This window comes from Hyphomonas sp. (assembly GCF_036964145.1).
Lineage (GTDB): Bacteria > Pseudomonadota > Alphaproteobacteria > Caulobacterales > Hyphomonadaceae > Hyphomonas.
In genome coordinates this window covers 298,451-325,447 of sequence record NZ_JBALUC010000003.1, presented here as the reverse complement: position 1 = coordinate 325,447, position 26,997 = coordinate 298,451, and the positions used below count along the sequence as shown (strand labels likewise).

Annotated in this window: 29 protein-coding genes; 7 read left to right on the top strand and 22 right to left on the bottom strand. The window is 59.5% G+C overall.

The features are described from left to right. Positions 1-23: 23 nt before the first annotated feature. Positions 24-539: a hypothetical protein gene (locus tag V7660_RS11400; RefSeq protein WP_335603169.1), complete on the top strand. Its 516-nt coding sequence runs from the start codon at positions 24-26 to the stop codon at positions 537-539. A gap of 98 nt (positions 540-637) precedes the next feature. Here the strand turns inward: V7660_RS11400 and V7660_RS11395 are convergent, their stop codons facing one another. The 9 genes from V7660_RS11395 to V7660_RS11355 all read right to left on the bottom strand — a co-directional run bounded on the left by V7660_RS11395 (position 638) and on the right by V7660_RS11355 (position 8,369). Beyond that, entirely contained in the window at positions 638-1,144 is a 507-nt protein-coding gene (locus V7660_RS11395; protein WP_335603168.1) for a DNA-deoxyinosine glycosylase, read from the bottom strand. A 21-nt stretch (positions 1,145-1,165) separates the two neighbouring features. Then, positions 1,166-1,522, bottom strand: coding sequence for a HesB/IscA family protein (locus V7660_RS11390; RefSeq protein ID WP_335603167.1), 357 nt, complete (start codon positions 1,520-1,522; stop codon positions 1,166-1,168). Between the two features lie 35 nt (positions 1,523-1,557). Beyond that, positions 1,558-1,941 carry an SUF system Fe-S cluster assembly protein gene (locus V7660_RS11385; RefSeq protein WP_335603166.1) on the bottom strand — a complete coding sequence of 128 codons (384 nt, stop codon included), beginning with the start codon at positions 1,939-1,941 and terminating at the stop codon, positions 1,558-1,560. Positions 1,942-1,949: 8 nt separating this feature from the next. After that, positions 1,950-3,173, bottom strand: a complete 1,224-nt coding sequence (locus tag V7660_RS11380; protein WP_335603165.1) for an aminotransferase class V-fold PLP-dependent enzyme — start codon at positions 3,171-3,173, stop codon at positions 1,950-1,952. Next, positions 3,170-4,396, bottom strand: a complete 1,227-nt coding sequence (locus tag V7660_RS11375; protein ID WP_335603164.1) for a SufB/SufD family protein — start codon at positions 4,394-4,396, stop codon at positions 3,170-3,172. The genes V7660_RS11380 and V7660_RS11375 overlap by 4 nt, the downstream gene beginning before the upstream one ends. After that, positions 4,393-5,154, bottom strand: coding sequence for a Fe-S cluster assembly ATPase SufC (gene sufC, locus V7660_RS11370; RefSeq protein ID WP_348211173.1), 762 nt, complete (start codon positions 5,152-5,154; stop codon positions 4,393-4,395). The genes V7660_RS11375 and sufC overlap by 4 nt, the downstream gene beginning before the upstream one ends. A 122-nt stretch (positions 5,155-5,276) precedes the next feature. Beyond that, positions 5,277-5,669: a nuclear transport factor 2 family protein gene (locus V7660_RS11365; protein WP_335603162.1), complete on the bottom strand. Its 393-nt coding sequence runs from the start codon at positions 5,667-5,669 to the stop codon at positions 5,277-5,279. Then, complete coding sequence (sufB, locus tag V7660_RS11360; protein ID WP_335603161.1) at positions 5,662-7,224, bottom strand: Fe-S cluster assembly protein SufB; 1,563 nt, start codon at positions 7,222-7,224, stop codon at positions 5,662-5,664. Before sufB ends, V7660_RS11365 begins: the two co-directional genes overlap by 8 nt. Then, positions 7,224-8,369 carry a cysteine desulfurase family protein gene (locus V7660_RS11355; protein ID WP_335603160.1) on the bottom strand — a complete coding sequence of 382 codons (1,146 nt, stop codon included), beginning with the start codon at positions 8,367-8,369 and terminating at the stop codon, positions 7,224-7,226. The genes sufB and V7660_RS11355 overlap by 1 nt, the downstream gene beginning before the upstream one ends. 109 nt (positions 8,370-8,478) lie before the next feature. Here V7660_RS11355 and V7660_RS11350 point away from each other — a divergent pair, with 109 nt between their 5' ends. Beyond that, positions 8,479-9,156, top strand: a complete 678-nt coding sequence (locus V7660_RS11350; protein ID WP_335603159.1) for an alpha/beta hydrolase — start codon at positions 8,479-8,481, stop codon at positions 9,154-9,156. Here V7660_RS11350 and V7660_RS11345 read toward each other — a convergent pair. Next, entirely contained in the window at positions 9,153-10,271 is a 1,119-nt protein-coding gene (locus V7660_RS11345; RefSeq protein WP_335603158.1) for an anhydro-N-acetylmuramic acid kinase, read from the bottom strand. The genes V7660_RS11350 and V7660_RS11345 overlap by 4 nt on opposite strands. A gap of 59 nt (positions 10,272-10,330) precedes the next feature. Between V7660_RS11345 and tyrS the strand changes: the two genes are divergently transcribed. Continuing rightward, positions 10,331-11,581: a tyrosine--tRNA ligase gene (gene tyrS / locus V7660_RS11340; RefSeq protein ID WP_335603157.1), complete on the top strand. Its 1,251-nt coding sequence runs from the start codon at positions 10,331-10,333 to the stop codon at positions 11,579-11,581. Here the strand turns inward: tyrS and V7660_RS11335 are convergent. After that, entirely contained in the window at positions 11,578-14,958 is a 3,381-nt protein-coding gene (locus V7660_RS11335) for a YhdP family protein (RefSeq protein WP_335603156.1), read from the bottom strand. The two genes, tyrS and V7660_RS11335, sit on opposite strands and share 4 nt — an antisense overlap. Positions 14,959-15,044: 86 nt before the next feature. Here V7660_RS11335 and V7660_RS11330 point away from each other — a divergent pair, with 86 nt between their 5' ends. The 3 genes from V7660_RS11330 to V7660_RS11320 all read left to right on the top strand — a co-directional run bounded on the left by V7660_RS11330 (position 15,045) and on the right by V7660_RS11320 (position 17,441). Further along, complete coding sequence (locus tag V7660_RS11330) at positions 15,045-15,524, top strand: peroxiredoxin (RefSeq protein WP_335603155.1); 480 nt, start codon at positions 15,045-15,047, stop codon at positions 15,522-15,524. 188 nt (positions 15,525-15,712) lie between these two features. Further along, positions 15,713-16,936 (top strand): peptidoglycan DD-metalloendopeptidase family protein, encoded by a 1,224-nt coding sequence (locus tag V7660_RS11325; protein ID WP_335603154.1) that lies wholly within the window; start codon positions 15,713-15,715, stop codon positions 16,934-16,936. A gap of 34 nt (positions 16,937-16,970) precedes the next feature. Next, entirely contained in the window at positions 16,971-17,441 is a 471-nt protein-coding gene (locus V7660_RS11320) for a bactofilin family protein (RefSeq protein WP_335603153.1), read from the top strand. A gap of 82 nt (positions 17,442-17,523) precedes the next feature. On the opposite strand, the gene V7660_RS11315 is transcribed toward V7660_RS11320, so the two are convergent. The 3 genes from V7660_RS11315 to V7660_RS11305 form a co-directional block, all read right to left on the bottom strand. Beyond that, positions 17,524-17,994 (bottom strand): NfeD family protein, encoded by a 471-nt coding sequence (locus V7660_RS11315; RefSeq protein ID WP_335603152.1) that lies wholly within the window; start codon positions 17,992-17,994, stop codon positions 17,524-17,526. Between the two features lie 70 nt (positions 17,995-18,064). Next, positions 18,065-19,030, bottom strand: coding sequence for an SPFH domain-containing protein (locus tag V7660_RS11310; protein WP_335603151.1), 966 nt, complete (start codon positions 19,028-19,030; stop codon positions 18,065-18,067). Between the two features lie 143 nt (positions 19,031-19,173). Next, positions 19,174-19,656, bottom strand: coding sequence for a peroxiredoxin (locus V7660_RS11305; protein ID WP_335603150.1), 483 nt, complete (start codon positions 19,654-19,656; stop codon positions 19,174-19,176). 119 nt (positions 19,657-19,775) lie between these two features. On the opposite strand from V7660_RS11305, the gene V7660_RS11300 reads away from it, so the two are divergent. Next, on the top strand, positions 19,776-20,336 hold the full coding sequence (locus V7660_RS11300; RefSeq protein WP_335603149.1) for a YqgE/AlgH family protein: 561 nt from the start codon (positions 19,776-19,778) through the stop codon (positions 20,334-20,336). Here the strand turns inward: V7660_RS11300 and V7660_RS11295 are convergent, their stop codons facing one another. The 8 genes from V7660_RS11295 to V7660_RS11260 form a co-directional block, all read right to left on the bottom strand. Beyond that, positions 20,337-21,365, bottom strand: coding sequence for an EAL domain-containing protein (locus tag V7660_RS11295; RefSeq protein WP_335603148.1), 1,029 nt, complete (start codon positions 21,363-21,365; stop codon positions 20,337-20,339). It abuts the gene before it with no gap. 16 nt (positions 21,366-21,381) lie between these two features. Next, positions 21,382-21,945, bottom strand: coding sequence for a GNAT family N-acetyltransferase (locus tag V7660_RS11290; RefSeq protein ID WP_335603147.1), 564 nt, complete (start codon positions 21,943-21,945; stop codon positions 21,382-21,384). A 3-nt stretch (positions 21,946-21,948) separates the two neighbouring features. Beyond that, positions 21,949-23,328 (bottom strand): threonine synthase, encoded by a 1,380-nt coding sequence (gene thrC / locus V7660_RS11285; protein ID WP_335603146.1) that lies wholly within the window; start codon positions 23,326-23,328, stop codon positions 21,949-21,951. Next, on the bottom strand, positions 23,325-24,017 hold the full coding sequence (locus V7660_RS11280; protein ID WP_335603145.1) for an SURF1 family cytochrome oxidase biogenesis protein: 693 nt from the start codon (positions 24,015-24,017) through the stop codon (positions 23,325-23,327). The genes thrC and V7660_RS11280 overlap by 4 nt, the downstream gene beginning before the upstream one ends. 87 nt (positions 24,018-24,104) lie before the next feature. After that, positions 24,105-24,977: a cytochrome c oxidase subunit 3 gene (locus tag V7660_RS11275; RefSeq protein WP_335603144.1), complete on the bottom strand. Its 873-nt coding sequence runs from the start codon at positions 24,975-24,977 to the stop codon at positions 24,105-24,107. Positions 24,978-25,054: 77 nt separating this feature from the next. Beyond that, a complete protein-coding gene (locus tag V7660_RS11270; RefSeq protein ID WP_335603143.1) occupies positions 25,055-25,633 on the bottom strand; it encodes a cytochrome c oxidase assembly protein in 579 nt (192 codons plus the stop codon). Next, positions 25,630-25,944 carry a hypothetical protein gene (locus V7660_RS11265; RefSeq protein ID WP_335603142.1) on the bottom strand — a complete coding sequence of 105 codons (315 nt, stop codon included), beginning with the start codon at positions 25,942-25,944 and terminating at the stop codon, positions 25,630-25,632. Before V7660_RS11265 ends, V7660_RS11270 begins: the two co-directional genes overlap by 4 nt. Position 25,945: 1 nt before the next feature. Continuing rightward, positions 25,946-26,890 carry a heme o synthase gene (locus V7660_RS11260; RefSeq protein ID WP_335603141.1) on the bottom strand — a complete coding sequence of 315 codons (945 nt, stop codon included), beginning with the start codon at positions 26,888-26,890 and terminating at the stop codon, positions 25,946-25,948. Between the last annotated feature and the right edge of the window lie 107 nt (positions 26,891-26,997).

Below are 26,997 nucleotides of genomic sequence, written 5' to 3'. Positions count from 1 at the left end.
GGGGCCAAATCGGGATTGAGACAATGAAATTCACACGACCAATGGCGGCAATTAGCTGTTTCCTTCTGGTAATAGTGGGAACGGCGCTTCCAGCCGCAGCCGCCGACTGGACAGCTTGGGAAGGACACAATGCAACCGCTCCGCTAGCAGTACACGCGACAGATACCAATAATCATGGCGTACTGCTGACGTGCGGTTCCAATGGCAAGGTCGCAGCAATGGTGTCACTTTCACCGGGCGACATGCCCGATCTACTTTCGAAAAATGCTCCCTACAACCGCAGCGCCAAAGCCACCATATCGGTAGGAAACGGGGAAGAAGTCACAACGACCGTTCAGTACATTCCTGCCATCAACACGATTGAGGCGCGGACACCCGCAATCGCTGCCAAGGTATTCAATGCGGCCGTTTTGGGTGAACCCATAAGCATTTCACTTGAACGCAAAAGTGAGATCGTATCAGCCTTGCCGGCCCCCAATGATACTTTCAAAGCCTTTGCGAATACGTGCAAGAAGTTGCGTGAGCGTTCAACCCAGTAGCTCTATCTCCTTCAGCCAACAATCGAAGTAGCCTGACGCCGCTATCGATAATTCGTTCTCTGGCTCCTCCTGACGGAGGAAACACAAATGGTGCCGACTCACCGGCCCTGGCCCTGATCAGCCGAAATTATCGCGGTCCGCCACAGGTCGAGCTTCGCTTCGTAACGCATAGCCGCAAAGGCCGGACTGGTAGATGGCGCTGTTGTGACAGTCAGGGAGGGCACTAGCGGTCGCACATATTTCTCAAAGCTCTTGGCTGCCTTTCCGCCGTTCAAGACCACACGTTCAATTCGGGGGTGCTGAACGAAGAAGCCCGCAAAATCGTTGGGCACCTCATCCTTGATGTTCGAATCCAGACTACCTTCGCGATGACAAAGTTTCAGGACATCCCAGACCGCCACGCCCTGGTCTTTCAGGATCGCCGTCCGTTCGGCATAGGGCCGCTCTAGCCCAGCTCCGAAGACATCCCCCATAATGCGCCAGAAGGCGTTCCTGGGGTGTCCGTAATATTGATTGGCTTCGAGTGAAGCGATGCCCGGCATGCTGCCGAGGATCAGAATTCGCGCATCTGGGTCGGATATCGGCTCAAAGCCCTGAATAATCATCGGCCTTACCTGTCTTGCAGGTTATGCCGTCGCCGGGATGATCGTCACACTCTCTCCGCAACCGCACGCATCGGTCTGGTTCGGATTACGGAAGACGAATTTCTCGTGCAGAGGTGTGACTTCATAGTCCACTTCGCTGCCCAGCAGGAACAGGACAGCCTTGGCATCGATCACGATGGTGACACCATTGTCCTCGACCACTTCGTCCAACGTCTCCGGCGCTTCGGCATAGTCCATGACATATTCCATGCCCGCGCAGCCGCCATTCTTCACGCCCACACGGAGATATCCGGCGCCTTTTTCCTGCATGATCTCCTTCACGCGCGTTGCGGCGGCGTCGGTGAGCTTCACGGGCTTGGGTCTGGGTCGTCTGGCCATGGCAATTACATAGGTACGAAAGCGTTCGCGTTCAATTAAAGCATGTTCAGCGCGAGGCGAGCTTCGTCCGACATGCGCGATGGATCCCAGGGTGGATCGAAGGTCAGGCGCACTTCCACATCCTGCACGCCGTCCACTGTGCGCGCGGCCGTTTCCACCCAGCCCGGCATATCGCCCGCCACAGGGCACCCCGGCGCGGTCAGGGTCATGTCGATATCGACCTTGTAGTCGTCATCAATATCAACCTTGTAGATCAGGCCGAGCTCATAGATGTCGACCGGGATTTCCGGGTCGAATACCGTCTTGAACGCGGTGATCAGATCGTCGGTGATCCGATTCAGCTCATCCTGCGGAATCTTGGAGCCCGTTTCCTCGCCGGAAACGTCGACCATGTCGCGAGATGTCATATCGTCTGCCATGAGGTCACCTATACCAGCATTTCCCGCGCCTTGGCGAGCGCCTCAATGAAGGCGTCCACCTCGGCCTGGGTGTTGTAGATTGCGAAACTCGCCCGCGCCGTGGCGCTGACGCCCAGATGCTCCATCAGGGGCTGGGCGCAATGATGTCCTGCACGGACGGCGATGCCGTACCGGTCAAGAATCTGAGCAATATCATGGGGATGTGCGCCCTCTAGGCTGAACGCCAGCACGGCCCCCTTGTGCGGTGTCTCGCCATGAATGGTCAGGCCATTGACGCCCCTCAACCCCTCATACGCCCGCGCGTAGAGCGCATCTTCATGCGCCTTCACATCTGCATGATCGAACGCCGTCATCCAGTCCAGCGCAGCGCCAAGGCCGATCGCTTCCAGGATTGGTGGTGTGCCGGCTTCGAATTTGTGAGGCGCCGTATTGTAGGTCACCCGGTCGCGGGTGACGATTTCGATCATCTCGCCACCGCCCTGATAGGGCCGCGCGCGATCCAGTGCTTCGGCTGTCCCGTAAAGCGCGCCGATACCAGTCGGACCATAGAGCTTGTGCCCGGTCATGACGTACCAATCGCAGCCGAGCGCCTGGACATCGACTTTCATGTGGACAGCTGCCTGGCTGCCATCGGCCAGCACGTCCGCGCCAGCTTCATGCGCGAGACGGCAGATTTCGGCCATGTCCGTCACGCTGCCGAGCACATTGCTCATATGGGTGATCGCGACCATGCGTGTTCTTGGTCCAATCGCGTCGGCAAGATCGTCCATGTCGAGCGAACCATCTTCGTTCAGGCCCACCCATTTCAGGACAGCGCCATGACGCTCACGCAGGAAGTGCCACGGAACGATGTTGGAGTGGTGCTCCATGATGGAGAGGACAATCTCGTCGCCAGGCTGAATCCGGTCGGCGAGCGCAGAAGCGACAAGGTTGATGCCTTCCGTCGAGCCCTTGGTGTAGACAATATTTTCCGTGGACGGCGCGTTGAGAAATGCACGGACTTTCTCACGCGCAGCCTCATAGGCCTCGGTCGTCTCGTTCGACAGAGTATGAATGCCACGATGCACATTGGCATAGGCCGTGCGCGACTGGTTTGCGATCTTGTCGATCACCGCATTCGGCTTTTGCGCGCTGGCGGCATTGTCCAGATACACCAGCGGCTTGCCATTCACTTCACGTGACAGGATCGGAAATTCCGCGCGGATCGCATTGATGTCGAAGAAACGGCTCATGCGGCGGCCAGCCAGGCTTCGGCTTCCGCACGCAGCACTTCTTCTAGCGCGCCAGCCTCGGCGAACGCTTCGGCGACGAAGGCTTGTGTCAGCAGGGCGCGGGCCGTCTTCTCCGGCAGGCCGCGCTGGCGCATGTAGAACAATTGGTCATCATCAAGCGCACCGCTCGTATTGCCGTGCGCGCACTCGACATCGTCCGCATAGATCTCAAGTTCAGGCTTCGCGAAGACAACCGCGCCGTCTTCCAGCAGCAGCGCTTTGTGCTGCATGTCGGCATCCGTGTACTGGCCAGCCGTGCGGGGGACAAAGAATTTTCCCTGGAACACGCCGGTGCCGCCATTCAGGACAGCGCCCTTGGTCAGCTGCCGGGTCACACAGGAAGTGGCCCCGTGACGCACATGTGTGGTAAAGTCCGCATGCAGATCCCTGCCGACAAGATAGGCGGCATTCAGCGTCGCCTTCGCACTCGGCTCCTGATGCGTGACACGCGTTTCGAGCCGCGCAACCTTGGCGCCAAAGGCGAGTGAGGTCTGCGTATAGTGCGAATCCGCATCGAGATGGACGAGCGCCGTTGAAGCAATCGTCTCTTCTGACGTACCGCGCTGATAGACCGTCCGGTTGACCGTGCTGCCTTTCTGGAGACCAAACTCGATCACGGAGGATGTCAGCCCCGCCCCGCCCAGATGGCTCTCCGATACGGTGAGTGCCATATCGGGGCGAACCACGACAACAACACGCGCGAAATTCGCTTCGCCTTCGCCGCTGAACTGGAAATGGAGACGCGGAAGTTCTTTCGAGGTCACTTCCAGCAACAGGGTTGCGGGTCTGGCCTTGCCGCCTGACAGGGATGCCGCCAGCGCACCGAGCGGCACGTCTTCGGCCGCTCCCAGGGCTTGAGCCTCGTCTTTTTCGAAAACGTTCAGCCCGTCCGGAATATGGTCTGGCGGTAAATAGCCGTTTGGCGTGAACTGGAAGACCAGTGCGCCGGCATGCGGGATCGGATCCTGGGCAGGCGGTGTGGAGGGACGGTCGAGCCCCTGCAGGGCCGCCTTGAAGTCGGTCCATTTCCACGCTTCCAGCCGGCGGTGCGGCAGGCCCGTCCTGGAGAACGCCTCAAACAGCCGTTCGCGGCGGGAATCTTCCGGCTGCATGCCATAGCGCGCGACCAGCTCCAGTTCCGCCGTCGTCGGATTGGCAATCATGTCCCGCAGGGCTGTGGTCACGCCACCTCCCCGAGGATGCCTTCATATCCTTCTTTTTCCAGCCTGTGCGCCAGTTCCGGACCGCCCGTCGCCACGATACGGCCCTTGGAGAGGACATGCACCTTGTCCGGCTGGATATGGTCCAGCAGGCGCTGGTAGTGCGTGATGACCAACATGCCGCGATCTGGCGAGCGCATCGCATTCACGCCGTCAGCCACGGTCTTAAGCGCATCAATGTCGAGCCCGGAATCGGTCTCGTCGAGGATCAGGAAACTCGGCTCCAGCATCATCATCTGGTAGATTTCGAGCCGCTTCTTCTCGCCGCCGGAGAAGCCGACATTGAGAGACCGCTTCAGCATTTCGGTGTCGAGCTTCAGCGCCTTGCCGATCTCGCGGGATTTCTTGATGAAGTCCGGCGCGGAAATCTCGTCCTCGCCGCGTGCCTTGCGTTGCGAGTTCATCGCGGCCCGCACGAATGTCATGACGGGAACGCCTGGAATCTCCACCGGATACTGGAAGGACAGGAACAGGCCCTTGGCCGCCCGCTCTTCCGGATCCATGTCGAGAATATCTTCGCCCTTCAGCTTGGCGGAACCGCCGGTGACTTCATAGCCGTCGCGGCCCGTCAGCACATAGGACAGGGTCGACTTGCCGGCACCGTTTGGCCCCATGATCGCGTGGACCTCACCTTTCGGCACTTCCAGCGACAGGCCATTGATGATGGTCTTGGCGGCATCTTCTTCGCCGACTGTGGCGGTCAGGTTTTCAATCTTCAACATGGTGCGCATGTAAGCCCCCTAACGCGGTGCGAAAAGCCCCGGATGCAGGAAATGACGCGCTTAACTTCCGGAAACAGGTCTGGAGGCGCGATTCCCGGCTTTTTGCCGAGCCTCCGAGAGTGTCAGGCGTCCCGTTGGGAGAGCATGTCGGATTCGCGGACAGACAGGGTTTCCGTCCAAAATGTCAACTTTTCACACTGACCATTGGCGTTCAGCTCCGCTTTGAGAATGCCGCTTGTCCGGTGGGGTTCCTCAAGCGCCTCAATCTTGCCGCCGCTCGTCCAGTGCGCCCAGCCATCGGCTATGCGCTCAATCTTGAATGAAGAATCCACGATCCGGGCCCAGATTTCAGCAAAGGTCTCGCTGATCTGGCCTGCCCCCTCAATCGGTTTGTTGAAAGGCGTCTGGAAGAATTTGGCATCCGCGCTGAACAGGGATTTCAGCAAGGCCACGTCGCCATCTTGCGCGCGGGCATAGGCATTTAGCCAGTCTGCGAATTCGTCCTGATCAGCCAACGCTGCCCTCCAGGCTTACCTTGAGCAAACTCTGGGCCTCGACCGCGAATTCCATCGGCAATTCCTGCAGCACTTCGCGGACAAAGCCGTTCACGAGCAGGGCGACGGCCTCTTCCTCGCCGATCCCGCGCTGGCGGACATAGAACATCTGATCATCCGACAGTTTGGTCGTTGTCGCTTCGTGCTCCAGTTGGGCATCCGCCCGGCGGTTTTCGACATAGGGCACGGTATGCGCCCCGCAGCGATCGCCAATCAGCAGGCTATCGCACTGGGTGAAGTTACGCGCCTTCTCGGCCTTGCGGTTGATGGAGACGAGACCGCGATAGGTGTTGTTGGACTTGCCGGCCGAGATGCCCTTGGAGATGATCCGGCTGCGTGTGCGCTTGCCGAGATGGATCATCTTGGTGCCGGTATCGGCTTGCTGGCGGCCATTGGTGACGGCGATGGAGTAGAATTCGCCGACGCTGTCATCGCCGCGCAGTATGCAGCTCGGATATTTCCACGTTACAGCCGACCCCGTCTCGACCTGGGTCCAGCTGATCTTGGATCGGTCGCCCCGGCAATCGCCACGCTTGGTCACGAAATTGTAGATCCCGCCCTTGCCGTTCTCGTCACCCGGCCACCAGTTCTGGACGGTTGAATATTTGATCTCGGCGTCTTCTAGCGCAACCAGTTCGACCACGGCGGCATGAAGCTGGTTCTCGTCGCGCATAGGCGCGGTACAGCCTTCCAGATAGGAGACATAGGCGCCCTCATCCGCAATGATGAGCGTCCGCTCGAACTGGCCCGTATTCTCGGCATTCATGCGGAAATAGGTCGACAGCTCCATCGGGCATCGGACACCCTTGGGCACATAAACGAATGTCCCGTCCGAAAAGACCGCGCTATTCAGAGTCGCAAAGAAATTGTCCGACTGGGGCACCACCGTGCCGAGATATTTCTTCACGAGGTCCGGATATTCGTGAACCGCTTCGGAAATCGACATGAAGATCACGCCAGCCTTTTCGAGCTCCTTGCGGAAGGTCGTGGCGACAGAGACCGAATCGAAGACCGCATCGACGGCCACACGCGGCGTCTCGCGGGCGGTCGCAGCCGTTTCAGCCGCACCTTCCACGCCGAGCAAGACTTCCGCCTCGCGAAGCGGAATGCCGAGCTTTTCGTATGTTTCGAGGATTTCCTTCGGGACGTCGTCGATCGACTCGTACTTCGCACCGGTCTTGGGGGCAGCGTAGTAGTAGTAATCCTGGTAATTGATGGTCGGATAATTGACCATCGCCCAGGTCGGCTCTTCCATGGTCAGCCAGCGCTTGTAAGCGGCCAGACGCCATTCGAGCAGCCATTCGGGCTCGTTCTTCTTCGCTGAAATGAAGCGGACAGTATCTTCGGACAGGCCCTTCGGCGCCATGTCCATTTCAATGTCGGTGATGAAGCCTGCGGAATAGTGCTCGGATTCGAGCGCCTTTGCGGCGTCGACCGTGCCCTGGTCAATGCTGTCCTTCACCTTCACTTCGGTGCAGTCCTCGTCATGATCTTCCATACCGCCGCAGCAATCCATTATGCGGTTTCCTTCAATACCGTGCGCCGGGCTGCGTCGAGCCAGGCGTCTGCCACGCCGGTAAAATCTTCCGGCGTGCTGTTCCATCCAAAGCTGGTGCGGATTGCGGATTCCGCAAGGGCGTCAGATGCGCCCATCGCCAGCAATACAAGCGAACGTTTCACCTTGCCAGACGAACACGCAGACCCGGCGGAAATGCACACGCCCGCCAGATCCATCGCCATGACCTGTGTTTCTGCCGCAAAGCCCGGCTTGGCAAAGTTTGACGTGCCCGCCAACCGCTCTGCGCTCTTGCCCATGATCGTGACGCCTGCCTCCTGTTCGAGACGCGCTTCCATATCATCGCGATATTTAGCTAGCATAGCATATTTCGGCAAATCTCTCACGGCAGCTTCTACCGCTACGCCAAATCCGGCTTGCGCTGCCACATTCTCGGTACCAGACCGCAGGCCACGCTCCTGCCCGCCACCATGCGTGACGGCTTTCAGAGGTGCGCCAGCGCGGTGCCACAGCGCCCCGGCCCCTTGTGGCCCGCCAATCTTGTGGGCAGACAGGCTGAGATAATCGATCCCCAGCAGGCCGACATTGACCGGCATCTTGCCGAGCCCCTGCACCGCATCGCAAATAGTTAGCCCCCCGGCCTCGCGCACAATGCGGGCGGCGTCTGCCACGGGCTGAATCACGCCGGTCTCATTATTGGCGAGCATCAGGCAAAGCACCGGCGTGCTGAATTTGTCGTGATCCCAGTCCGCCAGTTGAGCCTGTAGCTGGTCCAGGTCCAAGGTTCCGGCTGGCGTCACATAAGCCGTTTGCACCCGCGCGCCGGAATGCGCAGCAGCCTTGGTGACAGCCTCGTGCTCAATAGCTGAGACAAGGAAGGTGCAATTTCCCTCCAGCGCCACGGCAACGCCATGGATTGCCAGATTGTCGGCTTCAGTCCCGCCGCCTGTCAGAATGATGTCTTCTGCCCGGCTTCCGATCGCGCCCCCAATCGCCAGGCGGGCCCGCTCCAGTACGCCGCGCGCCGCCCGTCCGGACGTATGAACGGATGACGGATTGGTCGCGCCCATGCCCCATACATCCAGCATGGCCTGGCGGGCTTCCGGCCTCAAAGGAGAGGTTGCATTGTGATCTGCATATATCATGTGGGGGATATACTAACTTCCGGGCGTTTTTGCAGGTGTAGAAAAATTTGCTTTTCACAGCTCAAATGGCTTATGACCGCGCCCTTCCCCCGTGACCAGCGAGTATGACATGGCAGAACTCATCATTCCGGGCCCTCAGGGCCGTATCGAAGCGCGTTACACCGAGCCGCCGCTTCCCGGCGCGCCGATTGCGCTCATCCTTCATCCTCACCCCAAAGCGGGCGGAACGATGCAGGATCCGATCTCCATTCTCCTCTACCAGATGTTCGAGCGTCATGGTTTCGGTGTGCTGCGCTACAATTCACGCGGCGTTGGCCGCAGCCAGGGTCAATACGATCAAGGCATTGGCGAACTGGAAGACGCGGCTTTCGTGCTGGATTACGTCGAAAACCTCGCCGAAAGCCCGCGCTTTGTCTGGTGTGCCGGGTACAGCTTTGGTGCATGGATCACGTTGCAGCTGCTGATGCGGCGCCCCGAGATCGATGGCTTCCTCGCCATCTCGCCCCCGGCTAACCATTATGATCTCTCCTTCCTCGCGCCCTGCCCGGCGTCTGGCCTGATCGTGTCCGGCGATTCCGACTCGATCTCTTCACCTGAAGATGTCGAGCGGGCGCTGACCAAAGTGCGCGTGCAAAAGGGCGAACAGATCGACCGTACGACGATCAAAGGCGCCAACCATTTCTATCAGGACAAGCGCGACGAACTGATCGGCCTCTGTGAAGACTATCTCCTGCAGCGCCTCGCCGACGCAGAAGAAAAACTACGCCTCGAAGCCGAGGAAGACTAGAAAATCAGCTTCCCGCCCCGCATCGGGGCGGGAACGCCTGTTGTCGACGGCCAGCTGATCGGCAAGCCTCTCGCAGTTCGTGCTGCCAGGAAGGCAAACGCTTCCGCCTCGATCGAATCTCCGCGCCAGCCCACCGCTTCTGCTGCGTGCACATCGCACCCGGCCGCGCGTCTCAAAGCCTCCATCAGAACCGGATTGTGACGGCCGCCCCCGCACGCGATCATCCGAGCCGGGTATTCCGGCAGCTGGGATAGCCCTGCCGCAACCGCACGTGCCGTGAACGCGGTCAGGGTTGCGGCGCCATCCTCGACAGACAAGCCGCGCACCATGCTGGCATTGAAATCATAGCGGTCCAGAGATTTTGGAGGGGGCTGGTCGAACCAGTCATGATCCATCAATTGGTCCAGAAGCCCCTCATGAACACGGCCCGCCGCCGCGAGGCGACCGCCAACATCATGCGTGCCAAGGCCGTGGCCTTCAACCCACTCGTCGATCGGGCCATTGGCTGGCCCCGTGTCGAAGGCAACCAGCGCCCCATTGCTCATCCGCACCGTGATGTTGGCCACCCCGCCAAGATTGAGGACACAGGCCGCCTCATCGCCCAGCCGCTTCAACAGGGCGGCATGATAGACCGGCGCCAGCGGTGCGCCCTGTCCGCCCGCGGCTACATCATCAGTCCGGAAATCATAGGCGAGCGTCACCCCCAGCGCGGCCTGCAGGACGGGACCGTCAATCAGCTGCAGCGTTGCGCCGGGCTGGTCGCCCTTTGGCGCGCGATGCAACACAGTCTGTCCATGCACCCCGGCAAGGCGCGGCATGGGCCCAGCCCAGCCTTCCAGCAATCTCTTCCATGTCGCCAGATGCGTGTGGGTGACCGCCTCGCGCGCCTCGGTGAAGACCGTGTCCGGCTGAGGCCCGGTCCAGTTCCAGGCCCGCGCGGCGTCGGTCGCACGCTGGAGCACAGCGCGCTCTTCAGGCAAATATTTGCGCTCTGCCGTGGGTCCGAACTCCAGCACTTGCTCGCCATCGGTCAGGATCAGCGCTGCGTCGACGGCGTCCAGCGACGTGCCCGACATGAAGCCAACCACCCAATACGGTTCAGATTTTTCACTCACGGAGTTCAAGATATCAGTTTTCCATGTTACGCGCGGCAGCTTCACGGAGACACGAGAAGATGAGCGAATACAAGTCAGAATTCCTGAAAACCCTGTCAGAGCGCGGTTACCTGAAACAGGTCACCCATCCGGCAGAGGTGGACGCCTATTGCGCAAAGGGAATTCCCACAGGCTATATCGGATTTGATGCGACGGCAGACAGCCTGCATGTCGGCTCGCTCTTACAGATCATGATGCTGCGCCACCTCCAGAAGAGCGGCGGCAAGCCCATCGTCCTGATGGGCGGCGGCACAACCAAGGTGGGCGACCCGACCGACAAGGAAAAGTCGCGCCCCTTGCTGACCGACGAGCAGATCGCGGCCAACATGGAAGGCATCAAGAGGGCATTCCAGCCCTTCCTGACCTTCGGCGACGGTCCGACTGATGCCATCATGGTCAATAATGACGACTGGCTCGGCAAGCTCGGCTACCTCGAAATGCTGCGCGAAGTGGGCGTGCATTTCACCATCAACACAATGGTGAAACAGGATACGGTTGCACGTCGTCTCGCCGCCGAGCAGCCCTACACCTTCCTCGAATTCAATTATTTGCTGATGCAGTCCTACGACTTCCTCGAACTGTTCCGGCGTCATGACTGCCGCATGCAGATCGGCGGATCTGACCAGTGGGGCAATATCGTTGGCGGCGTAGACCTCGTCCACAAGGCCGCCAGCGGCGACGCCTTCGGCATCACTGCCCACCTCATCACGACCGCATCCGGCGGCAAGATGGGCAAGACCGCCGATGGCGCCGTCTGGCTCAATGCTGATCGCAAGAGCCCCTACGAATACTGGCAGTTCTGGCGCAACACCGAGGACGCGGATGTCGGCCGTTTCCTGCGTCTATTCACGGAGCTTCCTCTGGACGAAATCGTTCGTCTCGAAGCCCTTGAGGGCGCCGAGATCAACACCGCGAAGATTGTCCTCGCCAATGAGGCGACGAAGATGCTGCATGGAGACGCCGCTGCCAGGGAATCCGAAGCTGCTGCAGCGGCTGTGTTCGCCGCAGGCGGGTCTGCGGATGCCTTGCCGACCGTAGAGGTCTCAGCTTCTGACCTTGAGGCAGGCATGCTGGTCGCTGCCGCATTTACGGCTACAGGCCTGACGGAGTCCAACGGTGCCGCTCGCCGCCTGATCAAGCAGGGCGCTGCGAAGGTGAACGACGTGTCCGTATCTGACCAGAATGCGGCCCTGTCAGCGGATGATCTTGTTGACGGAACGATCAAGCTGTCCGCCGGCAAGAAGCGTCACGCTCTGGTCAAGATTCTCTAGAATTCCTCTTCCGGAATAGGCGGCAGTTCTGATGGAATAGGCTCATCCTCGGATCGGGCCTGCGCCTCCGGAATATCCGTATCCGATGGATTCTCGAAGATTCTGCGAATGACACCCGGCGCCAGCGCCGACAACGGGTTCACGGACACGTTCGCCTTTTCCAGGCTGCCGCGCACGCTGTAGGTGAGGGAGAATACACCTTCTCCGTCCCGACCAACCACAAGGTCGCCGATGATCGGAATTCCTCCGAGTGCGGAGTTCATGCCAAAGCTTGGCACCAGGACCCCATCGACATTGATCTCGCTATCTGTTCCCAGATAGCCATTCACCGTCAGGCCGAGCGCGGGGCCCTGCGCCTTGCCTCCGGTCACGACATACCGGTCCCCGGCCACCGTCAGCGGGACCTCGATTCGCGAGAACAGAACGCCATCCCCGCCAAGCGTGTCTGCAAGGCCGCGCAAGGAGGCCAGGGAGAGAATCTGTGTCAGGAAGGGCGCATTCCGCAATCGTCCGTCGCTGACCACGATATTGAATTTCGACGGGTTGCCATCCCGCGCAAGCGTCCCTTCCAGATTCAGCCGGCCACCCTCGAGGAAGTCGAGATCGAGGAAGGCGCTCGTAATGAAGCCGGCATCACTGCTGACCACCTTGATCTTCGTTCCCTCTGGAGATGAGCCGTCGAGATCAATGTTGAAGGCAGAGCCGTCATCCGTCGTGCCAGTCGCGGAAAGCTTCTGCATGCCGTTCACGGTTGATCGCCACGTCACATCTGCATTCCGGACATACATACCCGCCCCGAGGGTCAGCGTGTCGACATCCGCCGTCACACTCAACGGGGTGCCATTGCTGTCATTTGCGTCGCCAAGGGCGCCAATGCCGGGCAACGCGCCAGACAGGTCGAGATAGGAGCCGGTCAAGGCGACTTCCAGATTGCCATTCGGCCCCCGCGAAATCTCGCCATTCACATCTGCAGTGTCAGCCAGGAAGGCGCGCCGCAGATCCGCAGACACCAGCCGGGAATCTCCTCCCAGCGTGAACTTGCCATCAAGATAGGCCTCCTCACTGGTGAACAGGACATCAGAGGAAAACCCTTCTTCCGCGCGTTCATAGTGGACAGTGACCTTGCCTTCCTCGCCGGCCGTCTTCACCCAGCCGATCTCGGACAGGTCGAGCCGGGCGGCGGTCAAGTCCATAGCGACATTTGCCACCGAAACCTCTTCCCCCTCGACAGAAGCCTGCACTTCTGTTGGCACCTCTCCGGTGAGATAGGCTCGGCCCGGAAGGCCGAACCGGTTGAGCACGTCGGGCGTGATGACCGCAGTCGCCGACAAGGCCGAGGGCGCCTCATCATCCTTGAATCCATCGCGCCAGCTGAACTGAACGGGAGATGGCCCGAGGTCGCCAAACCCGGTGATCGTCATGCCATCCTGATTGACCTTGATCTCGGCCGTTGCATTGGTGAGGTCGATACCGAGCGCAGCCCGCTTCAGGCCACCATTGGCGAGCGTGGCGATGGTCGTATGGCGCACCGCCTCGTCCGGCACATTGTCGAGTGCGGGGCGAAACAGCTCGAACGTCGCCTCCACGTCGCCTGTGAGTCGATCTTCGGCGAACCCGAGTTGGAGCCGGGACTCGTTCAGTGTCTTGATGACATTGGCGGCAGGGCCATGTCCCTTGGCGAACACCCGGAAATCCTCGCCTTTCGGGTTGAAGGCTGGAAAATCGACCAGCGCCTCATCGACATCCCAGCCGCCATAGTCGCCGCGGTTGACCGTCACGCGGAAACTGTTCCCGGTCAGGCGTCCCTTGCCCACCGCATTTTGCGCCGCCGGCAAGTCGTCTAGAAATTTCACATCGGCCGAATTGATATCGAAGGTCAGGTTGAGATCTTCATCGCGCAAATAGCCTTCAGCAAAGCTGTCGCGCTGGAGTGTCATTTGTGCGCGCAAATTCGACACGTCCGTATTGCTGATCCGCTTGTCGGTGAAAGACCGCGCTCCGGTCCCGAGCGACACAGGCCAGAAGGCGAGAACCGTTTCCTTGGTCACGGTCCCTTCTGTTTCGAGCTCGATCGTACCAAGGATCGGCGGCTCGTTTTCCTGCCGGTCGGACGTCAACGAAATATCGGTGGCAAATTTGAACAGCGTGTCATTCGAAACGAATTCCAGCTTTGTGTCTTTAAACCTGCGGTCCGGGAAATCCGCGTCCCCCTCTGCCCGGACATCGCGCAAGGTGACAGGCGCGGCGAAGGCAGGTGTGAAATCCAGGGTCAATGCATTGCTGCGCAGCTTGAACGGCCGGGGGCCTGTGTCCTTCAGGGCATTGGCAAGCGTCAGGTTCATCGCACCCGCGACAGGGCCGAACCGCGTCGACGTGCCGGAAATGAGGAGTTCGTCATTGGTCGCCGCATAGGTCATCTCGAGGTCAAGATCGGACACCTTCATCCCATCTTCCCCGAAGGGCAGTTCGCCCTCGGCAAGCTTGGCCTTCACGCCGATTTCCTCGACCCCCGCTGCGCTGGACGTATTGAACTCGACCGTAATGTCGGCAGGGACGCCGGACAGAAATTCACTATCGGTCCCAAGCCTCGCAGCCAGATCTGCCAGAGACCATTGGGCGACGGCCAGGGACGCCTGCATGCGACTGCCAAGTTCGCTGGTATGGATGTCGATTGCCAGACCGGCTGGCAGACCGGCGCCGACCCCGCTGCCGGACATCGACAGATCCAGCCCGTCCTCATTCACCAGTAACAGGCCCTTGGAATCCGTCAGCGTGAAAAGAGGCGCGCTGTCAGCCCCGAAGACCCGCATTTCAAATTCTTCATAAGAGAAGCGCTCAAGGCTGATTTCACCCTGCTTTTCGCGAAGGGCGACCAGAACCTGCGGCAGCACGGCATTGATACGCTCCAGCCATTCACTCGGATTCTGCGGCATCTCGCCAACCGGGATTTCGGGCAAAGGGTCACCCGCAATATACCAGAGGTTCTCACCGGCTTGCGTGACGTTGATCCAGCCATCGACCAGGTCCAGCCCGAGCACCTCGACATCGCCCATGACCAGCGCCGAACTCGACAGCACTATCCGTGCGCGATCGGACTCGGCGGCAACATTGCCCTCCTCATCCAGCAGCTTGATGTCATGACCGGTAATCAGGACGCGCTTGTCTTCCGAGGACCATTCGAGAAAAACGTCCTCGACCGTCACCGGGCGGCCATTGCGGGAGTTGGTCAGCGCCTGCTCAATATCGTCCCGGAACATTTCGAGTTCGATGGGTCCGCTGGACAAGCGGAAGACCAACAGCCCCGCCAGCACGAGAACGACAAGTATCAGCCCCCCGAGTATTTCGAGAATGACAAGTGAAGCTCTCTGGCGGACCAAATCGGGGACTCCGGAATTCTACGTCTAAAAATTGCGTTCCATGGCGATATATGCACACGAAGCTGACGGCACCATAGGAGGAATACATGGCAAAAGTACTGCAAGACGGTGAAAAGGCTCCTGATTTCTCAATGCCTTCCACCTCCGGACCGGTCCAGTTGAAGGACTTTGCGGGGGGGTATCTTGTTCTCTACTTCTACCCGAAGGATGACACGCCCGGCTGCACGAACGAGGCCAAGGATTTCTCGGAGATGATTGAGGCATTCGCGGCGCGCAATGCAAAGATCGTCGGAGTCTCTCGGGATCCGCTCTCAAAGCACGAGAAATTTGCTGCGAAACATGACCTGAAAGTCATTCTTGGCAGCGATGAATCGGGCAAAGTCACCGAATCCTACGGCACCTGGGTCGAGAAAAACATGTATGGCAGGACCTATATGGGCATCGCTCGTCAGACGTTTCTGATCGGACCCGACGGTTCAATCATTAAATCTTGGAAAAAAGTCCGGGTGAAAGGTCATGCAGAGGACGTTTTAGGCCATCTTCCTGACCCTACAAAAGCGAATTAGGACAAGGTTTAAGGGGTAGGAAACGAATATTAACGAGCAATTTACCCTGATACGCGAATATTTTCAGGAATTATGCTCGCGAGGGGTTCCGTCCCTTAGTGATTCCGGTATTTATATCTCTAGGGTTTGGGAACTTACTGTAGGTGTTGTTGCAGTAGGCGGTGTGATTCCAGCGACGGGTGGCGTGAATGGCGAAATGGAGTGCGAACCTCAAAGCGACGTTCGATCGCGCATTTCCTGAGCGACAAATATATCATCGTAGCGGCGGCACAGTCCGTTACATATCCATTTCTCCCTGGCAGCAGGCCATCTGCGCACTAGGCGCGGCGGCCCTTGCCGGATGGACCATTTTTCTTACAGGCACATTTGCCCTTGGCGGTTCCACCGGTTCACTGACCGGCAGCTCCGATGATCGCGAACTGGCCAAGTATGAGCGCTGGGTCCAGGAACTGCGCGCCAAGGATGCCTTGTCGCGTTCCCTGCTCGAAGAGCGCACCGACGCTTTCCAGCGCGAGACCGCAGAATGGGAAGATCGCCAGAAGGCGCTTGAGGAATTGTTCGAGCAGCTGAAAGGCGACGAAAACCTCGACGTTTCCGCCCTCAAGGGTGACGGCGCTGACCTGCTGGTCCAGGCCTCGATCGAGGAAGCTGACGACCGTCAGTCTCGGGACAGTTTCCGCATGACGGCTACCCTCGACACGAGTGGCAATCGCGTCAGTGTGAGGAATTTGAAGTACAATCAGGAACGCATGCTGGACGAGGCTGAAGATCTCGCCATCGAACGCGCCGAACGCGCGCGCAGCGTCATCCAGCTGACCACAATTGGCAGTGATCGCATCATGGAAAGCGCCGAGATGGGCGGACCGCTCGTTTCCATGGCCAATCTGACGGCCGGCGGCGATACGCTCTCAGCCCAAGATGCCAGCTTCTATAACCGGCTGACCGAGACCCAGGCTCGCGTCGCCGAGATGCAATATTACGAACAGATTGTTGAAAGCCTGCCCCTTGGTGCCCCGGTCGGCGTGCCCTTCCGGTACACCAGCCCTTATGGCATCCGGGTAGACCCTTTCATCAAGAGACCGCGTTGGCACAATGGCATTGACGTAGCCGCTTACGGAGGGGCGCCGATCGTGGCGTCTGGTCCGGGCACTGTCAGTTTCGCCGGCGCACGGTCAGGGTATGGACGAGTTGTCGAAGTGGATCATGGATACGGCTTCAAGTCGCGCTATGGTCACCTGCGCTCTATTACTGTATCAAAGGGCGATACGGTAAACGTTGGCGATCTCGTGGGGAAGATGGGCACGACCGGAAGAAGTACCGGATATCACCTTCACTTTGAGGTGTTTTTCAACGGTAAAGCATATGATCCAGTAAAGTTTTTGAAAGCAGGCCGTCATGTTCACGAAGAATAGCAAATCCAGTGACACCCCTACCCCAGCAGAACCCGTGAAAACGGCACCAGCGCAGGACGCCATCCGCGGCGCATCTTCCAAGCCTGCCGCTCGCGCAGCCTCCATCATCTGTGCAGACATGAAGATCAACGGCTCCGTGACCTCCGAGGGCGCGCTGCAGATTGATGGCACCGTTGACGGCGACGTCGCCGCGACGGACATCACGATCGGCGCCAGCGGCCACATCACGGGCGAAGTGAAGGCCGAAGTCGTTCGTGTCAAAGGCCGCATCAAGGGCTCGATCCGCGCTCGCAAGGTTGAACTCGAAACCGGCGCGCACGTCAAAGGCGACATCGTTCACTCGTCGCTGCAGATCCAGTCGAACGCCGTCTTCGAGGGCCAGGTCAAGCATGCAGACGATCCACTGAAGGACACAGCTCCGAAAGCGGCTGCCACAGCCAATGAGTCGAAGCCGCTCGCCTCCTCGGGTCCGTCCGCCTACGGTATCTCGACCTCCGCTTCCTGATCAATCAGGGCGCCATCTGAATCAAAAAGGCCGGCTCCTTAGGAGCCGGCCTTTTTCTTTGGCGTTTCAGGGGGGCGGCCGCTCAAGAGACAGCACGCCTCACAATGGCCGTTGTCATCTTCGCGCCTTCAACAATGACCGTGTCACCGGTGCGCACGATTTCGCCCTCGACCACCTCAGCCCGCCAGACCGTGTCGCCAATTCGGACCTGACCAGTACCCGAAATGAAATCACCCATTGCAAGGCCACGCTGGCCGACCAGGCTGACCATGCGCTTGTTGAGCGTTGGATGTTCTTCGTCCCGCCCGCGCAGACCGGAAAAGAACGTCCGGCCCATCAGGACCAAAGCAAATGCCGCAATGCCAAATACAATAAGCTGCCCTTGCCAGGTCGTGTAGAAGTCCGGTCCCAGGAAAGCGAAGGCTGCGGTGAGCCACGCGGCGACCGCGAGCATCATCAGATCGAATGTCCCGGTCAGCATCTCGATGCCGAATAGGACCAGCCCAAGCGCCAGCCAATGCCAGACAGTGAGTTCGGTGAAAATCTGTTCCATGGTTCAGGTCTCCCAAATGACGTTGAACGCGATGCCGGTTCCCGGGCACACGGACGGGTACAGGCAGGAATTAATACTCGGTGCGGGTCGGTGGTACGGCGCCGCCTTGCTGCGGGTTCAATTGCGCCTCTTTCGCCGCGCCGGTCAGGCCCTTGATACCTTCAATGGCCCCCAGGATACTGGAGAACTCAGCGGGGATGATGACTGTCCTCTGCTGCGGGCTTGTCGCCAGCTTTTCAAACGCCTGGACATAGGCTTGGCCAAGGAAATAGTTGATCGCGTTGACGTCACCCTTGGCAATTGCCTCGCTGACCATCGCAGTCGCCTTGGCTTCAGCTTCGGCCTCGCGTTCGCGGGCTTCAGCGTCCCGGAAGGCAGCTTCCCGTCGACCTTCCGCTTCTAGGATCTTGGCCTGCTTCTGGCCCTCGGCCTTGAGGATGGCCGACTGCTTGTCGCCCTCGGCGGTCAGGATTTCCGCCCGTTTCAGGCGCTCGGCCTTCATTTGGCGGTTCATTGCTTCGGTAATGTCTGCTGGCGGGCTCAGATCGGCAATTTCTATCCGCGTGACTTTAACACCCCACGGATTTGTCGCGGAATCAATGACATGCAGCAGGCGCGCATTGATATCATCGCGGTTGGACAGGACCTCGTCGAGATCCATGGAACCGACCACGGTACGGATATTGGTCAAAGCCAGATTCTGAATGGCGTTGTGGAGGTTGTTGACTTCATAGGCTGCCGACACCGCATCGATCACCTGAATGAACACGATGGCATCACACGACACCATGGCATTGTCCTTGGTGATGACTTCCTGCTGCGGCACGTCCAGGACGGTTTCCATCATGTTCATCTTGCGACCGACCTTTTGCCAGATCGGCATGATGAAATGCAGGCCGGGCGTCAGGGTCTTGGTGTAGCGACCGAAATTCTCGACTGTCCAATTGTAGCCCTGAGGCACCTGTTTGACCGTAGACACGATCAGAATGAGACCAACGATGGCAATCAGCACCGGCACCGACATTAAAAGGTCCATGGAATCCCTCTCCTTTGTAACCCATATCAATTTGGGGGAGAGTTTGCCGATATTCAATAAAAATCGAACAAAAATCGGCGTGCCCGAACCCCGAACACGCCGATAATCATTTGATTTGTTTAACAGTTACTACGCAGCGAGCCCTAAAGCTGGTTCAGCATGTAGTCGGCGCTGGAAACCTTGAACTCGCCGCCGTCTTCGACGTTGAGCTCGGCAACCGCGCCATCCTTGACGATCATGGAATAGCGCTGCGAACGCTGGCCCATACCGAAACCGCTGGCATCCATTTCCAGGCCAAGGGCTTTTGCAAATGCCCCATTGCCGTCAGCCAGCATGCGTACGGTCTCGTCCGCGCCGGCATCCTTGGCCCAGGCGCCCATGACGAAGACATCATTCACCGACGTGCAGACGATTTCATCCACGCCCTTGGATTTCAGATCTCCGGACTTGTCGACGAAGCCTGGCAGATGGCGCGCGGAACAGGTCGGCGTATAGGCGCCCGGCACGGCAAACAGCGCGATGGTCTTGCCGCCGAAAACCTGCTCGGTTGTGCGGGGCTGCGGGCCGTCTGCCGTCATTTCCATGAAAGTGGCGTCCGGAAGCTTGTCTCCGACTTTGATGCTCATCAGCTGGTCTCCTTGATGCTGTACTGCCCAGATAGGACGGCAAGGCGCTGACCACAAGCGCACCCTCCCTTGCCAAAGATCAACAATTCGCCCAGCATCACCGGCGAAAGGGTATTCGGATGGACGCCGACCTGACAGGGAAACTTCTTATCGCCCTTCCCGGCATTGGTGACCCGCGTTTTGCGCGTTCCATTATCCTGGTGTGTGCCCACTCTCCGGAATTCGCGATGGGCATCGTTCTGAACAAACCGATGGACGGCCTCACCCTGACCCAATTGCTACACCAACTTGACGTGCCGGTTGAGATCGACGTGCCGGAAGACCTGGTATTGGATGGCGGCCCGGTCAGCAGCGACCGGGGATTCGTTCTCCACACAGATGATGTTGTGAGCGAGGGCGCCACCCTGGAAATCGACGGCACATATTGCATGACCGCAACGCGCGACATGCTGCACTCCATGGGGTCGACGCACGCGCCGCGCCGGTCGGTTCTCGCACTCGGATATTCAGGCTGGGGCGCCGGCCAACTGGAATACGAACTGGCCGAAAACGCCTGGCTGATCGGCGAACCTGAGGCAGATCTCGTCTTCGGAGAGAGCCATGAGGCAAAATGGGAAGCTGCGCTCGGTCACATGGGCATCGACAGTGGCCGACTCCAGATTCGCCCCGGAACGGCCTGATCAGGCGGTCAGGAAGGCCAGCGCGGCTGCTTCTTCCATCGGGCGTGCAAACGCAAAGCCTTGCGCATAATCGAAGCCGAGACTCCGCAGTTTTGTGGCGTCATCCTTGTGCTCCACGCCTTCTGCCGTCGTCGTCATGTCGAGCCGTGCAGCCAGCAAGGTCAGCGTTCCAAGAATTGTGTCCGTCCGATGCTGCCCGAGACGGCGGGTCAGGCCGTGATCCACTTTCAGACTGTCGGCCGGAAAGTCTGCAAGCCACGCGAATGAGGAATGGCCTGTTCCGAAATCATCAAGCACCAGTCCGGCACCCACTGCCTTGAGGGCCATGACTGCCGCAAGAGCATGGCTCTCGTCCCGCAGGGCGGCCTGCTCGGTGAGTTCGATCCGCAGCGCTTTCTCGGGCAAGTCATACCCTTGCATCAACGCTTCCACGAGCGCGGGTAACGTGCTGCGTGACAGGTCCCGTGCCGTCAAATTCACATGCATGAATAAATCAGACCGACCGGACAATTCGCGCATCTTGGACAGCGTCTCAGCCGAGCGGATCAACATGTTGGAGGCGAGCGCTTCATCCTCGTAGCGGCTGGGAGGATTGCGCAGTTCACCGTCATCCCAACGCGCAAGGGCCTCGAAACCGGCGATACGTCCGCTGCCGAGAGAAATGATCGGCTGGAACACCGGATAGAGATCCGGACCCGGCTGCAGGTCTGACGGATCAATGTCGGCAAATTCGTTTCCGGCCAGCAACATGCCGTGCGCGTCTTCCTCGCCAACGAACGCACCGACAAGATGGATATCCGCGCCGCTCGACAGTCTCAGATCGCACCGAACAGGCCCTTCGGCTTTACTGAACGCCTGAGCGAGTCGGCCCCGGCTCAACCCTTCGAACATCTGCTCAATGGCATCAATCGACCACTGGCCCGCCAGATCGGAAAGATCGCCTCCTTTCGGAGCCTCGATCAGGAGATGCCGACTGACGGCATTCCAGTGCCAACTACCTTGGGGCTGGGTCGACTGATCGGACATCATCTTGAGGAGCCTATCGTCAAGTATCAGACCTGACGAGGGCGAAAAGGACATGGTCGCGGCGGACGCCCGCGATCTCAAGATATTTTTCAGCATGTCCCTCTTCCCGAAAGCCGTTTGTTTCCAAGACTTTGCGGGAACGCAGGTTTGATGCCAGTATGCCAGCTTCAATGCGATGAAGCTGTAATTCTCGAAACGCCCAATCGCAAACTGCCCCGACACCCTCTTGCATGAAGCCGTGGCCTTGCTGGTCTTGGCCGAGCCAGTAACCCAGACTTGCGCTATTGGCAGGCCATGAGCGCACATTGGTGAGCGACACGCCGCCCACAAGTTTTCCATCCTTCAGCCGGCGAATGAGAAAGACGTAGGCCCGGCCGGATTTCCAGCCGGCCTTCCAGGCCAGCAACCGCCGTCCCCAATCGGCGCGGGAGTTTGCATCCCTGGGCCAAGTGGGCTCCCAGGGCTGAAGATGCTTGCGGCTACGCTTGCGCAGGGCAGACCAGTCCTCAAAATCCTTCTTCCGCGCCGGCTCGATGACCAGGCGCTGGGTGACGATCGCCGTATCCTTGCGGTGAACCGGCATGACCTATCCGGCCAATTGCTCAACACGCGCGCGAACTGCGCCAAGGGTTGGCTCGGCACGTTCAAACACTTCCGCATTCGTCATCACGCCGGTGGCAAAGTCCGGCAGCCGCGCCTCACGGCCGGTCGCTTCGAGGACGGTCTCCGGGAACTTGGCAGGCGACGCGGTGGCCAGAACGACCGTCGCCACATCCGGCGCAGGCGACAGGCGAGCCACCCGCGTGCCGACCGCAGTGTGCGGGCAGATCAGCCAGCCGGTCTCGGCCTCGAACTGGCGCATCTCTTCCATGGTGTCCGCATTGCTGACGCTCTGCACACGAATCCCGGAACAGCCCATGCGGCCATTCGCCGTCTCCGGCAGATCAGCCTCGCCGGCCTGTTTGAATCGCTCATAGACACTGCGCACCGCATCACTGTCACGATCAGACAGCTCGAACAGGATGCGTTCAAAATTGGACGGGATGGAAATGTCCATGGCCGGGCTCGGCGTGGCCACGGTCTGGCGCTTTGACATCACACCCGAATTGAACAGGCGCAGAAGGGAATCGTTTTCGTTCACCGCGCAGACGATATCCAGCCCGCCCGGTAACAGGCCGCAACGGGCTGCAACATATCCCGCCAGCGCATCCCCCATATTGCCGCTCGGCACGATGAAGCGGATCTGCTGCCCGGCGAGCGCGGCCTGAGAAGTCGCATAATAGACCATCTGCGCCGCGATCCGCGCCCAGTTGATGGAGTTCACGCCAGACAGGCTGACCCGGTCCGCGAAATCGCGATCCGCGAACAGCGACTTCACGATGGTCTGGCATTCGTCGAAATCGGTCTCGAGCGCGAGGTTCAAGACATTGTCTGCGCCCGTCGTCGTCATGAACAGGCGCTGGATCGGTGAGACACGTTCGAATGGATGCAGGATCACGAGGTCGGCATGCTTCGCCCCCGCAAAGGCCGCAGCCGCCGCGCCGCCGGTATCACCAGACGTCGCGCACATGATCGTCATGCGGCGCCCGGTCTTGCCCAGCACATGATCATAGAGCTGGCCAATCAGCTGCATCGCCACATCCTTGAAGGCCAGCGTCGGCCCATGATGCAGCTCCAGCAACCAGCTGGCCGGGCCTGACTGGGTCAGCGGCGTGACAGACTGATGAGCAAAGGTCGCATACGCCCGCTCACACAGGCCCAGCACTTCCTCATGAGTCAGCGTGTCGCCTGCAAACGCGGAAATCACGCGCGCCGCGACCTGCGCATAGGGTTCACCCGGCTTTGCTGGCTCAATCGACGGATAGGTTTCGGGAACATAGAGGCCGCCATCCGGCGCAAGACCGGCGAGGCATGCGCCCAGAAAATCTACGGGCTCTGACTGCCCCCGAGTGGAAATATACTTCATTCCCCGTCCCTTCTGCGAAGCCGTAACCGGCCCTTTTGATAGTGAAAGGCGAGATACACACCCAGCAACGCCATGGCGAGCCCCCACCACGTAATCGCATATCCGAAATGCCTCTGAGGCGGCAAATCATCATCCATGCGGAGCCGGGCAAACGGATTTGGCCCCGCCATCGCGCGACCGTTCTCAACCAGCCGCAATGTCTGGGGCTCGAATGCTTCCGGTACCACGCGCGCCGACACATCGGCGGGCAACAGGTCTGCGAGGTCTGCAATACTATACGAATAGAAGACGCCGGCGGTCGGCTCATCCGGGCTGGCAAAGGCACTCCGATTACCGGGCGTCTTGTAGATGCCCTGCGCCGAGAAATTCAGGTTCGCGCCGCACTCGGGGCCCTGACACGGCACTGGCGGCTCGACCTGGTAGAAGAGTTCGATGGTCGTGAAGATGACCCGGGCGCCATCGTCAATCGCGACCACGCGGCGCCAGGAAGATGCGCCATCGGCATAGGCGTAGACCATGGCCTCGCTGCCGGGCACGACACGCCCCTCCAGCGTCACCCAGTTCGGCTCTGTTTCATCCAGCGCCATCTTCGCGCTGAACCGCCCATATTGCCAGTTTCCCAACATTACCAGAATCACGAGGGATACCAGTGTGAACAGGGTCAGGATGGGATAAGGGCGAAAGCGCATAGAGTGTCCGAAAGGTCCTGAAAAAAGGCCCGCCAGGCAAGTACGCCGGCGGGCCTGTTATCTTACGTGTCGAGGGCAGATGCCAGTCTAACCGCCATATACCAGGAACGGCACGACATAGACAAAGGCGAACAGGAACAGCCAGACAACGTCCACGAAGTGCCAGTACCAGGCCGCGAATTCAAAGCCGAGATGCTTGTCCGCACTCATGCCGCCCATCAACAGGCGGATCAGGCAGATCGCCAGGAAGATGGTGCCGATCACGACGTGCGCGCCGTGGAAGCCGGTCGCCATGAAGAAGGCCGAACCGTAAAGTGTGCCGTCATAGGTGAAGGCAGCGTGGCTGTATTCGTAGGCCTGCAGCAGGGTGAACACCATGCCGAGGAGGACTGTAAAGACGAGGCCAAGCTTGGCGCCAGAGCGGTCATTGTGCTGCAACGCATGATGCGCCCAGGTCACGGTGGTACCGGACAGAAGCAGGATCAGCGTGTTGATCAGCGGCAGGTGGAACGGATCGAAGGTCTCGACTCCCACCGGCGGCCAGCCCGCGAAGCGGGAGAGCCCCTCGGCATAAAGCGCATTTGCCGAATCCCATGTCTCACCGACCCGCGCACTTTCAAAGATGGCAAATTCGAAGAAGCTCCAGAACCAGCCCACGAAGAACATGACTTCGGACGCAATGAACAGGATCATGCCGTAGCGCAGGCCGATCTGTACGACGGGCGTATGATCGCCAACCCGGCCTTCCTTGATGACTTCACGCCACCAGCCGAACATGACCCAGATGACCATTGCCAGACCAATGGCAAGCAGCCACCAGGTGCCGGCTTCAAGGCCGAACAGGCCTTTCATGAAAGTAACACCGCCCAGGGCGGTTACCATCACTGAAATCGACCCCAGCAGCGGCCAGGGAGACGGATTTACGAGATGGAAATCGTGTTTGACTTCGTCGTGAGCCATGGCCCTTTTGACCCCTCTAAAAAATCACATGAATCAGATCGCTCTTTAGACCGCTCCGACCTGTATTTGCAACTGTATCAGCCTGCATTGGCTGAATTCGCCGCACCCTTCTGGGCGGCTTTTTTCTCACCGGAATAGCTGGAACTGTCAAAGAAGGTGTAGCTCAGCGTGATCGTTTCGAGTGATTTCGCGACCCGGTCATCCTGCATGTCTGCAGATACGAAATACACAATCGGAAGTTTCTTGGTCTCACCCGGTGCAATGACGCGCTCTTCAAAGCAGAAACATTCGAGCTTGTTGAAATACGGGCCGGCATAGTGCGGCGTCACATTATAGCTCGCAATGACCCGGATTTCCTGATCGGACGGGTTTGAAACCTCATAGAAGGCCAGCCCATGCTGACCGAGTTTCAGCGTCTGAGTCGTCTGGAGCGGGTGGAAGATCAGCGGCGTGTCGGCAACATTTGCATCAAAGCGTATCGTAACTTCCTGCGCGACCATCTTTTCGGGCGCCGCCGTTGCAATGCGCGTGGTGCCGCCAAAGCCGGTCACCTTACAGAAGGTGTCGTAGAGTGGGTCCGCCGCGAAACCGAGGCCCAGCATGGCTGTGAAAACTCCCAGCGAGATCAGCGCGACTTTCGTATTCGAAATCTTCATGGCTGACCCTCTTCCGGTTGCGATTCGTCGGCCGGGGTCAGGTTTGGCGGGGGCGCAGCCTGATCCGGCGTCATGCCTTCCGGCAGCTCCTCGATCCGCTCACCCTTGTCATCCACCGAATAGTAGAAGCCGCTCTGGCTCAGGTCGGACGAAGACAGGCGAATGAAGGTGATCACGCCGACCAGAATGACAAAGACGGCCAGCACGATGCCCAGCCAGCGATTGCGACTGTTACGGGCGCGCACTTCGGCCTCATCCGGGATGTAGGCCTCGGTGAACTGACCAGGGTATTTTTCGTTATCGTCGGACAAATCAGGCCGCTCCAATCGGGAAGTGAAGCCCCGCAGCGTGTTCCACAATCAGCGCTGCAAAGACGAGAAACAGGTACAGGATGGAAAAGAGGAACATGCCACGTGCAAGCTTCATGTCGGCCGCGCTCGCCCCAGCATCGCCTGCATGCGACCGCCAGACCCGCACCGCATAGGACAGGAAGACGAGGCCAAGTGCGAGGGTTACGCCGCCATAAATCCAGCCCCCCAACCCGGTTGCGACCGGCAACAGCGCGAGCGGCACGAGCAGGATCGTGTAGAGCAGAATCTGGTTACGGGTTGCCTTTGCCCCATGCGTGACCGGCAGCATCGGCACACCGGCCTTCTCATACTCGCCATGAGCGAGCAGGCTGAGCGCCCAGAAATGCGGCGGCGTCCAGAAGAAGATGATGGCGAACAGGATCCACGCATCGACGGGCGTATTTCCGGTGACAGCGGCCCAGCCGATGACCGGCGGGAACGCCCCGGCTCCGCCACCGATAACGATGTTCTGCGGCGTCGAGCGCTTCAGCCACATCGTGTAGATCACGCCATAATAGAAGATCGAGAAGGCCAGCAGCCCAGCCGCCAGCCAGTTCGAGGCGAGCCACATGAGCAGGACAGACACGCCGCTCATGATCAGGCCCATGGCAAGGGCCTCTTCCTTGGGCACAGCGCCCGACGGGACCGGACGGGTGGAAGTGCGCGTCATGATCTGGTCGATGTCGGCGTCATACCACATGTTGATCGCGCCTGCCGCGCCGGAACCGAGCGCAATGGCCAGCGTCGCAATGGCCGCCATGACCGGATTGACCGACACGCCGGTCACGCCGACGGCCGCGATCAGGCCGGCAACGGCCGTGAACACGACCAGCATCATGATGCGCGGCTTCAGCAGCTGCACATAGTCACCAGCGGTTGCATAGCGTTTGGTTGGCGATGCGCTCATGTCAGTCATGGTCTCTTTCGGGTCCTTTCAAGCGAAACGGCCCAAGCGCATCTCGCGCCGGGCCGCCTCGGTTTTCAGACTGTCTGGAAGGCCGAGCCCTTCCTTTT

Coding starts and splice junctions, on each gene's coding strand:
- thrC (WP_335603146.1), bottom strand. CDS start 23,328: ATGAAGTATATTTCCACTCGGGGGCAGTCAGAGCCCGTAGATTTTCTG.
- V7660_RS11270 (WP_335603143.1), bottom strand. CDS start 25,633: ATGAAGATTTCGAATACGAAAGTCGCGCTGATCTCGCTGGGAGTTTTC.
- V7660_RS11400 (WP_335603169.1), top strand. CDS start 24: ATGAAATTCACACGACCAATGGCGGCAATTAGCTGTTTCCTTCTGGTA.
- V7660_RS11330 (WP_335603155.1), top strand. CDS start 15,045: ATGGCAAAAGTACTGCAAGACGGTGAAAAGGCTCCTGATTTCTCAATG.
- V7660_RS11350 (WP_335603159.1), top strand. CDS start 8,479: ATGGCAGAACTCATCATTCCGGGCCCTCAGGGCCGTATCGAAGCGCGT.
- V7660_RS11315 (WP_335603152.1), bottom strand. CDS start 17,994: ATGGAACAGATTTTCACCGAACTCACTGTCTGGCATTGGCTGGCGCTT.
- V7660_RS11355 (WP_335603160.1), bottom strand. CDS start 8,369: ATGATATATGCAGATCACAATGCAACCTCTCCTTTGAGGCCGGAAGCC.
- V7660_RS11305 (WP_335603150.1), bottom strand. CDS start 19,656: ATGAGCATCAAAGTCGGAGACAAGCTTCCGGACGCCACTTTCATGGAA.
- V7660_RS11385 (WP_335603166.1), bottom strand. CDS start 1,941: ATGGCAGACGATATGACATCTCGCGACATGGTCGACGTTTCCGGCGAG.
- V7660_RS11310 (WP_335603151.1), bottom strand. CDS start 19,030: ATGGACCTTTTAATGTCGGTGCCGGTGCTGATTGCCATCGTTGGTCTC.
- sufB (WP_335603161.1), bottom strand. CDS start 7,224: ATGGATTGCTGCGGCGGTATGGAAGATCATGACGAGGACTGCACCGAA.
- V7660_RS11290 (WP_335603147.1), bottom strand. CDS start 21,945: ATGCCGGTTCACCGCAAGGATACGGCGATCGTCACCCAGCGCCTGGTC.
- V7660_RS11260 (WP_335603141.1), bottom strand. CDS start 26,890: ATGAGCGCATCGCCAACCAAACGCTATGCAACCGCTGGTGACTATGTG.
- V7660_RS11395 (WP_335603168.1), bottom strand. CDS start 1,144: ATGATTATTCAGGGCTTTGAGCCGATATCCGACCCAGATGCGCGAATT.
- V7660_RS11275 (WP_335603144.1), bottom strand. CDS start 24,977: ATGGCTCACGACGAAGTCAAACACGATTTCCATCTCGTAAATCCGTCT.
- sufC (WP_348211173.1), bottom strand. CDS start 5,154: ATGTTGAAGATTGAAAACCTGACCGCCACAGTCGGCGAAGAAGATGCC.
- V7660_RS11280 (WP_335603145.1), bottom strand. CDS start 24,017: ATGCGCTTTCGCCCTTATCCCATCCTGACCCTGTTCACACTGGTATCC.
- V7660_RS11325 (WP_335603154.1), top strand. CDS start 15,713: ATGGCGAAATGGAGTGCGAACCTCAAAGCGACGTTCGATCGCGCATTT.
- tyrS (WP_335603157.1), top strand. CDS start 10,331: ATGAGCGAATACAAGTCAGAATTCCTGAAAACCCTGTCAGAGCGCGGT.
- V7660_RS11295 (WP_335603148.1), bottom strand. CDS start 21,365: ATGATGTCCGATCAGTCGACCCAGCCCCAAGGTAGTTGGCACTGGAAT.
- V7660_RS11380 (WP_335603165.1), bottom strand. CDS start 3,173: ATGAGCCGTTTCTTCGACATCAATGCGATCCGCGCGGAATTTCCGATC.
- V7660_RS11300 (WP_335603149.1), top strand. CDS start 19,776: ATGGACGCCGACCTGACAGGGAAACTTCTTATCGCCCTTCCCGGCATT.
- V7660_RS11390 (WP_335603167.1), bottom strand. CDS start 1,522: ATGGCCAGACGACCCAGACCCAAGCCCGTGAAGCTCACCGACGCCGCC.